At 39.6% G+C, this 15069-nt stretch carries 15 protein-coding genes and 5 tRNA genes; 3 read left to right on the top strand and 17 right to left on the bottom strand.

Annotation, left to right across the window (positions count from 1 at the left end; translation table 11 throughout):
- From GQR55_RS12290 to GQR55_RS12220, 15 genes are all read right to left on the bottom strand, one after another.
- Positions 1 to 76 (bottom strand) — tRNA-Lys (locus GQR55_RS12290).
- 84 nt (positions 77 to 160) lie between these two features.
- A tRNA-Lys gene (locus GQR55_RS12285) sits at positions 161 to 236 on the bottom strand.
- An 84-nt stretch (positions 237 to 320) separates the two neighbouring features.
- Positions 321 to 396: transfer RNA gene (locus GQR55_RS12280), tRNA-Lys, on the bottom strand.
- 70 nt (positions 397 to 466) lie between these two features.
- Positions 467 to 542: transfer RNA gene (locus GQR55_RS12275), tRNA-Lys, on the bottom strand.
- Positions 543 to 768: 226 nt separating this feature from the next.
- Entirely contained in the window at positions 769 to 1515 is a 747-nt protein-coding gene (gene ybgF / locus GQR55_RS12270; protein WP_166420820.1) for a tol-pal system protein YbgF, read from the bottom strand.
- A 13-nt stretch (positions 1516 to 1528) separates the two neighbouring features.
- The gene (gene pal / locus GQR55_RS12265) at positions 1529 to 2071 is read right to left on the bottom strand and encodes a peptidoglycan-associated lipoprotein Pal (protein WP_149592635.1); all 543 of its coding nucleotides are present in this window, start codon (positions 2069 to 2071) and stop codon (positions 1529 to 1531) included.
- A 34-nt stretch (positions 2072 to 2105) separates the two neighbouring features.
- Positions 2106 to 3464: a Tol-Pal system beta propeller repeat protein TolB gene (gene tolB, locus GQR55_RS12260; protein ID WP_165740652.1), complete on the bottom strand. Its 1359-nt coding sequence runs from the start codon at positions 3462 to 3464 to the stop codon at positions 2106 to 2108.
- Between the two features lie 9 nt (positions 3465 to 3473).
- Positions 3474 to 4400 (bottom strand): cell envelope integrity protein TolA, encoded by a 927-nt coding sequence (gene tolA, locus GQR55_RS12255; RefSeq protein ID WP_166420819.1) that lies wholly within the window; start codon positions 4398 to 4400, stop codon positions 3474 to 3476.
- A gap of 4 nt (positions 4401 to 4404) precedes the next feature.
- Positions 4405 to 4833 carry a protein TolR gene (tolR, locus tag GQR55_RS12250; protein WP_166420818.1) on the bottom strand — a complete coding sequence of 143 codons (429 nt, stop codon included), beginning with the start codon at positions 4831 to 4833 and terminating at the stop codon, positions 4405 to 4407.
- Positions 4820 to 5524 (bottom strand): protein TolQ, encoded by a 705-nt coding sequence (tolQ, locus tag GQR55_RS12245; protein WP_007580384.1) that lies wholly within the window; start codon positions 5522 to 5524, stop codon positions 4820 to 4822. The genes tolR and tolQ overlap by 14 nt, the downstream gene beginning before the upstream one ends.
- A gap of 1243 nt (positions 5525 to 6767) precedes the next feature.
- Positions 6768 to 7775, bottom strand: coding sequence for a Holliday junction branch migration DNA helicase RuvB (ruvB, locus tag GQR55_RS12240; RefSeq protein WP_007580382.1), 1008 nt, complete (start codon positions 7773 to 7775; stop codon positions 6768 to 6770).
- Positions 7776 to 7782: 7 nt separating this feature from the next.
- Positions 7783 to 8400 (bottom strand): Holliday junction branch migration protein RuvA, encoded by a 618-nt coding sequence (gene ruvA / locus GQR55_RS12235; RefSeq protein WP_002960647.1) that lies wholly within the window; start codon positions 8398 to 8400, stop codon positions 7783 to 7785.
- A 2-nt stretch (positions 8401 to 8402) separates the two neighbouring features.
- Entirely contained in the window at positions 8403 to 8927 is a 525-nt protein-coding gene (gene ruvC / locus GQR55_RS12230) for a crossover junction endodeoxyribonuclease RuvC (RefSeq protein WP_024612128.1), read from the bottom strand.
- A gap of 131 nt (positions 8928 to 9058) precedes the next feature.
- On the bottom strand, positions 9059 to 11560 hold the full coding sequence (locus GQR55_RS12225) for an FtsX-like permease family protein (protein WP_166420817.1): 2502 nt from the start codon (positions 11558 to 11560) through the stop codon (positions 9059 to 9061).
- Complete coding sequence (locus tag GQR55_RS12220) at positions 11550 to 12263, bottom strand: ABC transporter ATP-binding protein (protein WP_165728877.1); 714 nt, start codon at positions 12261 to 12263, stop codon at positions 11550 to 11552. The genes GQR55_RS12225 and GQR55_RS12220 overlap by 11 nt, the downstream gene beginning before the upstream one ends.
- On the opposite strand from GQR55_RS12220, the gene GQR55_RS12215 reads away from it, so the two are divergent.
- From GQR55_RS12215 to GQR55_RS12205, 3 genes are all read left to right on the top strand, one after another.
- Complete coding sequence (locus GQR55_RS12215; RefSeq protein WP_166420816.1) at positions 12264 to 12887, top strand: arylesterase; 624 nt, start codon at positions 12264 to 12266, stop codon at positions 12885 to 12887.
- Between the two features lie 111 nt (positions 12888 to 12998).
- Positions 12999 to 13075 (top strand) — tRNA-Pro (locus GQR55_RS12210).
- A 272-nt stretch (positions 13076 to 13347) separates the two neighbouring features.
- Entirely contained in the window at positions 13348 to 14079 is a 732-nt protein-coding gene (locus GQR55_RS12205; protein ID WP_024612922.1) for a hypothetical protein, read from the top strand.
- A 73-nt stretch (positions 14080 to 14152) separates the two neighbouring features.
- On the opposite strand, the gene GQR55_RS12200 is transcribed toward GQR55_RS12205, so the two are convergent.
- Positions 14153 to 14422 (bottom strand): hypothetical protein, encoded by a 270-nt coding sequence (locus tag GQR55_RS12200; protein ID WP_024612923.1) that lies wholly within the window; start codon positions 14420 to 14422, stop codon positions 14153 to 14155.
- A 90-nt stretch (positions 14423 to 14512) separates the two neighbouring features.
- The gene (locus GQR55_RS12195) at positions 14513 to 14935 is read right to left on the bottom strand and encodes a terminase small subunit (protein WP_024612924.1); all 423 of its coding nucleotides are present in this window, start codon (positions 14933 to 14935) and stop codon (positions 14513 to 14515) included.
- Positions 14936 to 15069: the final 134 nt, after the last annotated feature.

Raw genomic sequence — 15069 nt, 5'->3', positions numbered from 1 at the left:
TGGTGGGTTATGATGGATTTGAACCATCGACCAATTGATTAAAAGTCAACTGCTCTACCAACTGAGCTAATAACCCGCTCTATTGTTGCGTTTAATTGCAACTCACTATTTTACGTAAATCCGCCGATTGGAACCAATCACTATTCAAAAGAATAAAGAATGGTGGGTTATGATGGATTTGAACCATCGACCAATTGATTAAAAGTCAACTGCTCTACCAACTGAGCTAATAACCCATTCCAGTTGCTAACTTATTGCTAAGTTAAAGCTTGCGTAAATCCGCCGATTGATACCAAACCATATTCACAAGGAATTAAGAATGGTGGGTCATGATGGATTTGAACCATCGACCAATTGATTAAAAGTCAACTGCTCTACCAACTGAGCTAATGACCCGCTCTGACGTTGCGTTTTATAACAACTTAGTATTCTACGTAAATCCGCCGATAAAAGACCATTCAAAGAATGGTGGGTTATGATGGATTTGAACCATCGACCAATTGATTAAAAGTCAACTGCTCTACCAACTGAGCTAATAACCCGCTCTTTTTGCCGCATTTCGAGTGGGGTAACCATTCGTTTGCTGCGGGCGCTTATAATACTTATTTATAAAATGAGTGCAACCGAAATTGTCTCTTTTTTTAAGTTTTTATGTCTAGATGCACAAAATTAAACCGTTTGTGCTCAAACTACATGCAAATCCAAGATTCTTCGAGAGTTTCCATGTAGTTTACTCGCCTTAACTAGAAATTTAATCGCTAGTGAACTTTAGTTCCCTAAACGATCAGTTGCTAGTTTTGCAGCAGTTGTACTTGGGTATTGATTGATAAGATCGTTCAATATTTTTTGTGCTTGCTCCGCTGAACCTTGATCTTGTAAAAGTGTGCCCAACTTTAGCATTGCATCTGGGCGCTTATTCGAATTTGGGAATTCGTTAACAACCACTTTAAAGTGCTCTACCGCTTTTACACCATCATTTTTAATCGTAAGCAACTGGCCTAACCAATAATGTGCGTTAGACGCATATACAGAATTTGGATAAGTAGTTAAAAACGTTTGAAACTCAGGAATTGCTTGATCATAGCGTTTATCTTTCATTATTAACGCAACAGCACGCTCGTACGCTTCGTTTTCAGATAAGTCACTGCTATAGGTCTGTGCATCGTTTGGCTGCGCCTGATCGGCTACCGGAGCTGCTGGCTGTGTATAAGCTTGGCTAACGCGGTTTTCGATTTCTTGGTACAACTCACGCTGGCGCTGCAGTACTTTTTCAAGCTTGTAGCTTTGCTCTTCAGTTACACCGCGAATTTGACTCACTTCGTCTTGTAACAAATTAAGCTGTTGCTGTAACTCTACTTGTAAAAAGTTACGCTGTTGCATCATATTCTCAAGCGACGCTAATCGCTTCTCAATACTTGATTGTGAACTTGCAGCTTCTGAAACAGGAGCGGGAGCAGCCATTAACTGGGTGCTCCCGCTCAATATCATGGCTGCCAAAATAATTTTCGGCTTCATAATATCTCTTATCTTAGTAAACTAGTACCGCACGGCGGTTTTTAGCGAAAGCTGATTCAGTGCGAGACTTAACCATTGGCTTCTCTTCACCGTAGCTTACCACTGACATTTGGCTAGCTGAAACACCTAAGCTTAATAAGTATTTTTCAACTGCTTGGCCACGGTGCTCACCTAGTGCAATATTGTACTCTGGCGTACCGCGCTCATCTGCGTGGCCTTCAATTAGTACTTTAACTGATGGGTTTTGAACTAAAAACTCAGCATGTGCACGAAGTAAGTCTGCGTACTTGCTTTCAACTGTTGCAGTATCAAAATCAAAGTAGATTACTTGCTCTTGACGAAGTGCTTCGTACTTTTGACGAAGTTGCTCTTCAGCTTGTTGCTCAGGAGAAATTGTAGCTACTTCAACCGTATCAGTATTCATTGATTGCTCAACAACACCTTGGTTTGATTGGTTTGCAGCACCTTCGTCAATATCTGAAGATGAGCTACAAGCTGCTAATGTCATTACTGGCACAGCAATTAGCAGGCCTTTAAGTATTTTGTTAAGTTGCATTGAGTAGATTCCTATTTTGAGTAAACCAGTAATATTACTGTAAGTATGGCGACCAAGCTGGTGCCTTTACTTGTCCGTCTAGCACAGGTAACCGTGCTTTAAAGCGGCCGTCCATCGATACTAGCGCAAGTACCTGTTTATTATTATGAAGCGTGCTATATATAATCATCGAACCATTTGGCGCTATGCTCGGTGATTCATCTAGGCGTGTTCTCGTTAGTACTTGGAACGCACCTGTAGCCAGCTCTTTCTTAGCAAGATGGTACTGCCCGTTGGTACGGTTAACCATCACTAATTCTTTTCCATCTGGTGAGATAGAACCCGCAAGGTTCATATCGCCATCAAAGGTAAGTCGTTGTGACCTACCTGTTTTTAAATTTAACTTATAAATCTGAGCATTACCACCCCTTTCAGATGTAAACACAATATCTTGGCTATTTGGGTACCAAGATGGTTCAGTATCTATGCTACGGTGATTTGTTAAGCGTGTTTCTTTACGGGTAGCCAAGTCAAGCATGTAAACTTCTGTTGCGCCTGTTTTATCTTTTGAAAGCACTAACAGTAATTTTTTACCATCTGGCGAAAACTGAGGCGCACCATTAATACCACGGTAGCTTGCTACAATTTCGCGTTTACCTGTGTATATGTCTTGAATGTAAATTTGGCTTTGACGGTTTTCAAACGTTACATACGCTAGCTTAGTACCATCTGGTGACCATGCTGGCGACATTAACGGCTCTTTTGAGCGAAGTAATACTTGCTCGTTAAAACCATCGTAATCGGCAACCACTAACTGATAAGGTTTAGGATCATTATCTCGTACTATTACATAAGCAATTTTAGTTAAAAACGCGCCTTTTTCACCCGTTAGTTTTTCGTAAATAACATCGCTGATCCGGTGCGAGTAACGACGAAAACCGCTTTCGCTAATAACACTTTCACGTGCTTCTAAAACATGAGCTTGGCTTTTAACTAGTTTGCCATTACTCATCATTTGCGTGTTGCCACCGGTAATTTGGCCACGGATCACATCAATTAACTCATAACGTACTAAGTAACGGCCATCAGTCTGCTGCTCTACTTCACCAACAAGAATAGCTTCAACACCTTTATTAACCCAAGACGCGTAATCAATTTCGCTGTCTTTACTTGGCTGTTGCGGCATTTGTGCCACTTCTACAGGTTTAAATTTACCACTGCGCATTAAATCAGCAGCAATAACACCGCTTAATTTTTCAGGTATTGGACCAACACCTTGATATTTAAAAGGGACTATAGCAATAGGCCTTGCACCGTCTACGCCCTCTGTTATTACAATTTCAAGCGCTGCATTAGCAACACCTTGAAATCCAAACAGTAAAACTAAACAGGCTATTTTTATTTTGTTGAACATATCATTCCTTTAAAATTCTGGCTTGATTGTTAAGTTAATATTCTTAAGTTGTTCGAATACGTCTCTATCTTTAGATACCGGTAATGTGTCGGCCATGCGTACTGCTCTTAATGCAGCTTCACATACTAACTTATCGCCACCTAATGACTTAACTTGCGTTACTAAACCATTAAAGCCTAAGCGAATATTGACTCGGCACTGCTGGTTTTTCATTTTTTGATCAATCAGTAAGTTTTGCTGAATACGCGCCATAATTAACGCTCGGTACTTATCAACTTCGCTCACTACTTGTTGCTGACGTATTTTACTACGGGCAGCCTGCTCTTTGGCAAGTTGCTCTTGTAACATTTGCTCTTGCATCGCTTGCTGGCGCTTACGCTCTGCCTCTGCTGCACGCTCTTTTGCCTCGGTTTCACGTTTTTTACGCGCAGCCTCTGCTTTTTTAAGTGCGTCTTCTTCGGTTTTACGTTTATCAGCAGCTGCTTTTGCTGCAGTTTCAGCTTCTTGCTTTTGCTTTTCGGCTTGCTTGGCTTTAGCGCGCTCTTTTTTCTCAATTGCGCGTGCTTTTTTAGCTTCTGCCTCGGCTTGCGCTTTTTCTTTCTCTTTAGCTTTACGCTGTTGCTCTAACTTTTTAATATTACGTGCTTCTGATTCACGTTGTTTACGCGCATTTGCCGCTCTGCGCTCTAAATCGCGAATACGCTTATCTTCAGCACTTTTTTTATCTTTTTCTTTCTTTTTAAGTTCAGCAATTTTTTGCTCAACTTGTTTTTGATCAACTGTAACAGCCGATACAGCTTTATCTGGCGTTGGAATAGCCGAATTAAGCGTTACTTCCATTACCTTAGGCGCTGGCGGATGAATGTTTGCAGACGCATACAAAAAACCACCAATACCTAAATGAAGCACTATCGATTTTACTACTGAACTATTCATACAGCTACTTCCCCTCAAAGGATTCAGTCATTAACCCTACTGACGGTACGCCTGCATTTTTCAAAAAATCCATTAGTAATAATACTTCTTGATACGACACCTTACCCGAGCCTTTAATCATAACTGGTACATCAGGATTTTTCATTAACTGTAATTTTATAACCGCAGCAACGTCAAGTGCTTCCATAGGTTCTTCAGGATCAGTACCTACGCTCACATAATATTTACCCTGTGCATCTATTGAAGCAATAATGGGTGGAACATCTTTAGTATCAACTAAATCAGACTCTTCCATTTTAGGTAAATCAACTTTTACACCGTGTGTAATAAGCGGTGCTGTAGCCATAAATATAATAAGTAGTACCAACATTACATCAATGTAAGGTACTACATTAATTTCTGCGACCGGACGGCGCTTTTTACGCTGATACATTCGCTTGTGCCTCTATTTGTGTAGCTGCTTGACGGTGTAAAATATTAGCAAACTCTTCCATAAAGTTAATATAGTGAGACTCAAGCTTTTCAACACTGTTTGAAAAACGGTTATAAGCAATAACAGCAGGGATCGCCGCAAATAAACCCATAGCAGTCGCAATAAGTGCCTCTGCAATACCAGGTGCTACCATTTGTAATGTAGCTTGCTTAACTTCACCTAGTGCAATAAAGGCATTCATGATACCCCATACAGTACCAAACAAACCGATATACGGACTTATAGAGCCGACCGTTGCTAAAAACGATAAGCTAGATTCAATTTTTTCAATTTCGCGAGAAAGCGCAACACGCATAGAGCGGTGCGTACCTTCCATAACAATACTCGCACTTTGAAACGTATTCTTTTTATGACGAGCAAACTCTTTAAAGCCCGAAGTAAATAATGCTTCAATACCTTGAGACTGACCGCTGCGTGACGATATCTCGTTATACAATTTGCTTAAATCAATACCCGACCAAAATTTTTGCTCAAACTTCTTAGCATTTGATAGTGCATCTGATATTGCTTTTTTACGTTGAAATATAATTGTCCACGACATTACAGACATGGCAACTAGCCCTAACATTACTAATTGAACAAGCAAGCTTGCTTCTAAAATTAGGTCTAAAAAATTAAGCCCTGATCCCACGTTAAACTCCTAAGTAATTTCAAAATACGGCAAATTGGTTAATTTGTGTAAATATGACCGTTTATACGGTCAAAAGTTGCATCTAGTGTATCTAGTCCATTTCAAGCTGACAACGGTATTGCTATGAATAGGCAACAAAAAACGTTAAAAAACAGCTTTAGTTGACATTTTCCTTTGCCTCAGTATTTTATTTAATCTTTTAACTAGGGTCTGTTGACCTTTCAAGGTTAAATTTGCAGCAGTCTGTTTGGTATTTAGGCAAGGCAGAGCCTATGCAGTGTGGTTATTCCCCATAAATAGGCGATAACGTAGCATTAATGCCAAACAGGCGCTGCCCAAAGGGTTCTTCCTAGGGACTATTTACTCTTTGTTGCTCGATTTTTACTTAGCCCGCTAGGTTACAAATCTCGCGCCGTGATTAAATAGCCCCTAGTTTGAACAAATTTTAATCCGCAAAGATCAACAGACCCTAGGCTCGCTAACTATAAATATGCGTAAATATATGAGTAAAACGTCATAAAATGCGCCGTTTATTCAAAATAAGAGCATAAACACTCAAAACTTATAAGCTTTACCTTCACGTAATAGTAAAACTAATACCGCACCACAACATAAGATATAACTTAAACTATAAATTTCATTAGCTTAAAAACTTAACGATTAATTAACGCACAAGATTTAAACAACAATAAAATTCACTAAATTAGTTTTTCTAATCCGAAAATACAAATTTTCTAGTTTGAACAAATAAAGGTTCTTACGTATTATTAACCCATACCGAGCTAGCGCACTGAATGAGATAGTTTCATTAAGCCAAGTTCTTAGTAATAGGATATTTTATCGTATTACATTGTTTTACTCTTTATGGATAAAACCAAATTAAGTAAAACATAGTTCCCTAGATTACTTCCTTCAACTTGTTGTTTGCCCGCATTTTTTGTGGGCTTTTTTTTGTCTGCAATTTGGTGCGCTACATATTTTATTTATAAACTAATAATTGCCTTACCTAATTTGCAATAAGTAATTCGCTTACTAGTTTGAATGGTACGCAGGATAGCTTCGCTAGTCTTAACGCCCTGTGAATTAACAGTTAACTATAAAGCGTATAAGTATTTTAAAATAACACTTGCAACAGTGTGCTGAGGTTTTAGGTGAAATGCCAACCTGTATAAATATTTGAAAGAAAGCGATACTAAGTCAATTACCTGCTGTGCAATAAACCACAGCAAGTAAAGTATATAGGCTAGTCTTTTTTAGGAAGTAAACCAAAGTGATGGTATGCGCTGTCTGACACTATTCGCCCACGTGGAGTGCGCTGAATAAACCCTTGCTGAATTAAAAATGGCTCTATTACATCTTCTATTGTTTCACGCTCTTCGCCAATAGCAGCCGCTACATTGTCGAGCCCTACAGGGCCGCCCATAAATTTTTCAATTATGGCGAGTAAATATTTGCGATCCATATAATCAAAACCGCTTTTATCTACGTCAATCATATCAAGGGCTTGCTTAGCTACCTCGGCGTTTACTGTACCGTCAGATTTTACTTGAGTGTAATCGCGTACGCGGCGCAATAAGCGGTTAGCTATACGCGGTGTGCCGCGCGAGCGCTGTGCAATTTCGGTTGCGCCATCGTCACACATTTCTAAACCAAGATAATGTGCAGAGCGCCCTACTATATGTGATAAATCCTCTACTGAATAAAACTCTAATCGCTGCACAATACCAAAACGGTCACGTAGTGGCGATGTAAGTGAGCCTGCTCGCGTGGTTGCACCTATGAGTGTAAATGCTGGTAAATCTAATTTAATAGAACGCGCAGCTGGGCCTTCACCAATCATTATATCAAGCTGGTAGTCTTCCATCGCTGGGTAGAGTATTTCTTCAACTTGCGGGCTTAGTCTGTGTATTTCATCAATAAACAGTACGTCGCCTTCTTCTAAATTAGTAAGTAGTGCGGCTAAATCGCCTGCTTTTTCAAGTACTGGGCCTGATGTTGTTTTAATGCTTACGTGTAATTCGTTGGCCACAATGTTTGCCAGCGTGGTTTTACCAAGCCCTGGAGGGCCAAATATTAATAAATGATCGAGCGCTTCACCACGGGTTCGAGCAGCTTCAATGAAAATCTCCATTTGCTGCTTAACATGAGGCTGGCCTCTGTAATCGGCTAAAAGTTTTGGTCTTATTGCACGATCTATAGAGTCTTCATTTGTTTTTTCAGTCGCATCAATTAAGCGATCCGCTTCAATCATGGGTTACTCACAACATTGATTTTAAAGATTCTCTAATAAGAACCTCAGTAGACATATCGGGTTTGCTTATCGATTTTACTGCTTTTTGCGCTTGTGGCAATTTATAACCTAATGCAAGCAGTGCCGATACGGCATCATCGGCTGCGTTATTAGCTATTGTCGCATCGCTCATTGGCTCTATTACTGCGCTGTCGCTAAATGGCGTAAATAAATCATTACCCCAATCTTTTAATCTGTCTTTCATTTCGAGTACTAAACGCTCTGCTGTTTTTTTACCTACACCCGGTAATTTAACAAGCGACGTTGAGTCTTCGTTATTTACACAGCTTACAAATTGCTTTGCCGACATGCCCGATAAAATAGCTAAGCCAAGTTTTGGCCCAACGCCATTTGCTTTTAATAGCTCTCTAAACAAGGCGCGTTCTACTTTATTATTAAAACCAAATAATAGCTGAGCATCTTCACGCACTACAAAGTGGGTGTAAACAATCGCGTTTTCACCAATTTTTGGTAAATCGTAAAAACAGGTCATTGGCATTTGTACTTCGTAACCGACACCACTTACTTCGAGTAATATTTCTGGTGGCTGTTTTTCGACTAAAATACCATTTAAGCGGCCTATCATAGTTATTTCCTTAAACGTCCTCTAACGATTTTGCTTGCGCTACCCGCTAGTTTAATTAAATTTTGTTCTGAGTGAGCGTGGCAAATCGCAATAGCGAGTGCATCAGCTGCATCGGCCTGTGGCGTACCGGGTAGTTTTAAAATATTCTTTACCATGTGTTGCACTTGTGTTTTATCAGCGCCACCGTTTCCTACTACCGCTTGCTTAATTTGCCTAGCTGAGTATTCAAATACGGGTAAGTCGGCCATTGCAGCGCCAACAATCGCGGCGCCTCTAGCTTGGCCTAGTTTTAAAGCTGAATCGGGGTTATGCGCCATAAATACTTTTTCAATGGCAAAGGTTTCTGGCGAAAACTGCTCAATAAGCTGTGTAATGCCTTGGTAAATCATTTTAAGCCTAACCGGAAAAGGATGATCGGCTAACTTAATACAGCCACTGCCTAAGTATGTAAATTTAGAACCTTGGTGGGCAACAACGCCATATCCGGTCAAACGTGAACCAGGATCGATCCCTAAAATAATGGCCAAACTTGCATTCTCATTATTGTTATTTTTAAATTACGCTAATAATGCCAGAGCACTGTATAAATTACCAGTACAAAGAAAACAAAAATGCCCACGTGTTAGGTGGGCATTTAAAGGAGCATGTTAGTTTAAGCTTACCCTAGGGCACGCACTAATCCTTGAGTGTTTTGTTTAAGTGTTCGGGCAATCATTAAATAGCCTAAACCTGCTACAAATACGCCGCCCGCTACCGGCCCAATAATCCATATATGTGGGTGTAGCTTACCGGCTAAATCAAACATTTGTTGCTGCACAATTAAAAGCGCTATATCACTAAAAAATGCAGCGACTAAACCGGCTAAACCACCGAGTAATAAAAACTCATACAGGGTCGCGTTTTTAATTAATCGACTTTTAGCGCCAAGCGTTCGCAGTATTACAATTTCTTGCATACGTTCACCCAAGCTAGCTTGCACTTGCGATATAAGTACAAGCGCTCCACACAGCACAACAATAGCCAGTACAAAGCCAATGGCGAGCGATACTTGCGAAATAGTTGTTTGTATTTGCTTAACAAAGTTATCAATGTCAATGGCTGTAATAGTTGGGTAAGTGCGCAGTAACTGGCTAAAGTCACGCTTTTGCTCTGGGTTTATGCGTACCGACGAAATATACGTTGCCGGAAAATCTGCAAGTACATCTGGGCTTAAAATAATAAAAAAGTTAGGTTTAAGCGTAGCCCAATTAACCTTACGAACACTGGTAATTTTAGCGTCGAACGACTGCGAACCAATTAAAAATGTAAGCGTGTCGCCTATTTCAACATCTAAACGCTCAAGCATCGACTCCTCTACTGAGGCTTCGGCTGTTGCATTTTCACCAAACCACGCGCCTTGTGTTACTTCGTTTTGATCTGGTACATCCTTAAGCCATGTAAGGTTTAGCTCACGGCCAATACCGGCACGTGCTTCTTCGTCTTTTTTCTCATTATCTTGCAGTGATACAGAACGCGCTACCAACTCGCCGTTCACCGAATTTACGCGCCCACGAATAGTTGGATAAAACTCTGATACCTGAATATCTTTTTGAGCTAAATATTCATTAATTGGCTCAAGCTCATTTTGCGTAATATTAACTAAAAATGCATTAGGCGCATCGGCAGGAAGTTGCGACTGCCAATCAGATATCATGTCGTTTTTAAGTACCACTAAAAACAGCAGTAATTTAATCGCTAACGAAAAGCTAATTAACTGCACTGCATTTACGTTTGCACGTTTTTGAATAGACGCAATTGCAAGCGACCAACTATTACCCGGTTTTAAGCCAAGCTTTCGGCCGCCACCAAATATTAATTTAGATACTAAAAACAACACACCAATTAGCGCAAGTGTTGAGGCAAACAAAATAAGCGTTATTTTTATGTTGTTACTAAATAACCACATTAATAAAAACACGGTTAGCGCACTCATGCCTAAATGCACACGGCTTACTGCTAACTTGTCGCCTAAGTTGCGACGTAGCACTCTAAGCGGTGGAATATCAAATAAATCAAACAACGGTTTAATAGAAAACATAACAGCACAAATTACGCCAGTGCTTATAGCCACCAGCCAAGGTTTAAAGCCACCTAAAGGTAGCTCTGTGCCCATACTTTTTGATAAGTAACTTGTTGCTATTTCTTGCAAGCCATAACCAATTAACAGCCCAATACTTACCGCCATTGCACATACAAGCAATAAATGAAGCATGTATATTTTGCGGATCATTGAGCGGCTACCGCCTAGCGTTTTCATCATCGCTACTGGATCGTATTGGCGTTCACAATAACGTTTTGCTGAAACGGCTATAGCCACTGCGGCTAAAATAATACCTAATAGGCCGGCAAGTAATAAAAAGCTCTCTGCGCGGTTTAAGCTGTTTGAAATAGGTGATTGGCGGTCTTTAACGCCGTACCATTGCTGGTTTTCTTTTATTTGTGGTTTAAGCCACTCATAAAAGCTATTTATGTCAGCCTCACTACCAGCATAAAGTTGGCGGTAATAAACCCGGCTACCCGGTTGCACAACTTCAGTTTTTGCCACATCGTCAATATTAATAAGCACACGACGACTGCTTGAAAATACATTAAATGGCGCATCGGGTTCTTCTACAATCACTTTTGAAACATTAAATAATGCAGCACCAAGCTCTACTTGCGCACCTATATCAATGTTTAAACTGTAAAATACCGACTCACTTAGCCACACATTACCAGGCGTTGGCCCGCTACTGGCAACTTTAGTCTCACCTGTTAGGGTATCTTTAACTTTTAACTGCCCTTTTAGCGGATACGCATTAGATGCTGCTTTTACTGAGCTAAACTGCATTTCATCATCGGCAAACAACATAGTATCGAAATACACCATTTGCGCCGTTTTTAAATTTTGGCTTTGTGCTTTAGTAATAAAAGCCGTATCAAGCACATGATCACTCGCTAGAACACGGTCTGCAGCAATAAAAGCACTGCTTTTTTGTGCAATACTTTGCCCTATTCGCTCAGTAACCATCGACAGTGTAAGCACGGTTAACACAGCAAGTGCGATAGCCGCGCTTATAACGGTTAACTCACCACGGCGAAATTCTCGCGAAAATAACTTAAGCGCTAACTTAACCCACATCGGCAACGTCCTCTACTTCGCTTTTTACCAGTAAACCCGCTTCTATTTGAATAATATGCTCACATTTTTGCGCAAGCCCTTCATCGTGAGTCACTAAAATAAGCGTAGTGCCATGTTGCGTGTTTAAATCAAATAATAAGGATTCAATCATTTTACCGTTTTTGCTGTCTAAGTTAGCCGAAGGCTCATCAGCAAACAGTATTTTAGGTGTACCAATAAACGCTCGCGCAATAGCAACACGTTGTTGCTCACCGCCAGAGAGTTGCGACGGGTAATGATCAATTCGATGGCTCAAACCTACTTTTTCAAGCAAGGCGATTGCTTGCTCTTTCGCATCACTTTCGCCAGCAAGCTCTGCAGGTAACATAACGTTTTCAAGTGCCGTTAAGCTTTGTACTAACATAAATGACTGAAACACAAATCCAATTTTAGCAGCGCGTAGTGCAGCACGTTCTTCTTCATCTAAATTGTGTAATGGCTCGCCATCTAAAAATATTTCGCCGCTGCTTGCTGTATCCAGCCCTGCTAATAAACTGAGTAACGTTGATTTACCAGAGCCCGACGTGCCAACAATAGCAACAGACTCGCCATGCTTGACATTAAAGCTGATGTCGCTGAGGATGGGCAGCTCACCTTCAAAGGTAGAGACTACTTTAGACAAACCATTAACCTGAATTATATTTAATTGAGAAAGCGCTGACATATGACTCATTCAATCCTACGTTTAGTATTCATTTTATTTTTAGTTACCAAACCGCTGAGCGCAGCAGCCGACAACACGATTTTAATACTCGGTGACAGTTTAAGTGCAGCCTACGGACTTCAACAAGAAGAAGGCTGGGTAAAATTGTTACAAGATAAATACGATGACGAACAAACCGACATAGAACTTATCAACGCCAGTATTAGTGGCGAAACATCTGGAGGCGCCCTACGTCGTTTAGATGCATTGCTTGAGCAATATGAACCCACTCATGTACTTATTGAGCTAGGTGCTAATGACGGTTTACGTGGTTTCCCAGTTAAAAAAATGCAAGCTAACTTAACGTCTCTTATTCAAAAAAGCCAAGCAGCTAATGCAATGACCGCCTTAATGGAGATTTACATTCCCCCTAATTACGGTCCGCGTTATAGCAAAATGTTTACAGACACTTTTACAGACGTTAGCGAAGAAACAAATGCGCATTTAATGAACTTTTTTATGCTAGATATTGCCAGCCAATCTGATCTAATGCAAAACGATAGTTTACACCCTAACAAAAAAGCCCAGCCATTAATACGAGATGAGATGTATGACTCGATCAAAAAGTGGTTAAATAAAGACTAGCCAATTAATACAGCGCAAGAGTGCTATTTTATGCCTCTTGCGTAATAAACATCCAAACAAACAATCGCTTATTGATTTTTAAAAAAATACACGTACTATTGCATACAACGTCGGTATGTGGCGCAGCTTGGTAGCGCACTGTCATGGGGTGGCAGGGGTCGAGAGTTCGAATCTCTCCATACCGACCAATTAATTATTTAAAATCAACAAGTTAACACCAAAAACAATAACTCAACATTCGATTCAACTTTATCTTTTTTTAAAACTAGCCAATAACTAGCCAGTATGATTAATTATTGTATTACTTATTTCTCATTAAAAGCTTCTTTATCTCCTTAATACCCACATATATATAATTCTCATGTTTATACTTTTTCTTACTAACTTAATAGCCTAAGCTTTTTTAACAAACCTAAAACCTGCTAGTATGATCCAAAATTTATTTTAAAAGGAATTTAATATGAAACTAATACCTCTAATGCTTATTTTGTTCATTGCTGGCTGTAGCTCTTTTCAACCTCCATGGGAATCTGCGCGGGAAATGAAAACAGATTTACAAATCTATAAGTCATATAACCTCGATACTAAGTACACAGTCACTACAGGTAGCCCAATGGTTTTAGCTAGGACTTACAAGGAATATGTTTGGTTTAAACCTGTTTCATTAAAAACTGAAATTTGGAACGGTCAAACATTAGCTAATGACCAGCAAGGAGCAGAATATATATTTACACCGACTTATAAACTTGATGGGAAAAACGGGGATTATATTTTAACCGCCAAAAACTTTTATCACAGAGCAATCGGTATAATTGCATTTGATGATGGAACAGTGCCTGAGAACCCTGTAATGAGAATTGACCGGAAAGGCTCAATGAAACGCTATCCAATAACACCTAAAAGCAATGATAAAAAAATCTTTGAAAAACATTTTTTCCTAGAGGGAGATAAATCTGATCAGTTTATGTTTGAACTCATTTACACGGGCAAATCAGGGCAAACTATTAATTTGCTCTATAGAGAATATATAAACGATATGTCTAGAGATTCTTTTAGACAGAGTTTGACGTACAACTTAAATGAATCTAAAGAAATTAGCTTTAAAAGCTTAAATATTAGTATTTTGGAAGCAACAAACTCTGAAATCACATTTACAGTACAAGATGATAATAATTTAGAATGGCTGCGATAAATTATCAATAAAGCAGTAGATAACAGCTTTACAACTTCTTTTTTAAGAGTCAGAAAACCCTATCTAGTTTTGTCTAGTTTAGATCAACGGCAAACATATCATTGCTGGTGGGGCTTTCTGTTCGCTCAACTTTAACTATTGATACTGGCGCGACTGCTGGCAGTGCAAACTTAGACAGCTTACAAATTGCGTCTATACGCTCCGCTGGGTTTAATTCTTTGAGTAGTTTGGGCAATTGTTCAAACTCATCAGCCAAGGCATTAACTAATAACTGTCGAGTCTCAAACGTTAGCTTATTGGGTGTGCCAGCTTTACGCCCACCTGTCTTTTTACCTGTTGCCATGTTTTCACCTCGGTTATTTTTTGGTGTGTTGGGTTTTGCTAAGTTCTACTAGGATTATTTAGGATTTCATATATCAAGTTTTGACAATGTTTAACGCTTTGACCCGCCCGTTAAGCGTTCAGCCAGTGAGCTAGACACTTTTAATGTGTTGTTAGTCTCAATCGGTGCGTTATCACCTTGCATCTCATTGTGGACTTTAATAGCTGCAATAGCTGCTTGAGCGTTTAAGATACCTTTATCTTGATGCTCAGTCATAGCCGCATCTATGATGGACTGTAAGGCTTCAAGCTTTTTAGTTTTAGACCATATAAAATCATTATGCGCTTGCTGCTGGTGGGCTTTTATATGCTTTTGAATTACAGGTTTGCTCAGGTTTTCTTGACCGATAGAATATGCCGTCTTTGCACTATAACCAGCTGTAATGGCTGCCTGTGTAGCGTTACCACCGTTCAAAAGATACGCTTTTATAAAAGCACTTTGTTTAAGTGTTAATTCGTTGGTATTTGCCGTCATAGCCTAGCCACTGCTTGTGTAAACAATATTGTTAAATTATACCATTTTTTAGCTATTTTGATTACTTTATGGCTAATTCAAAATAGCCTGTTCTTTATTATAGTTAAGTGGTTAGGTATGGTTAAGTAAGTTAA

Source organism: Pseudoalteromonas sp. Z1A8, assembly GCF_011378855.1.
GTDB lineage: Bacteria > Pseudomonadota > Gammaproteobacteria > Enterobacterales > Alteromonadaceae > Pseudoalteromonas.
The sequence above is the reverse complement of the archived record's forward strand: the minus strand, read 5'-3'. Positions and strand labels throughout refer to the sequence as shown.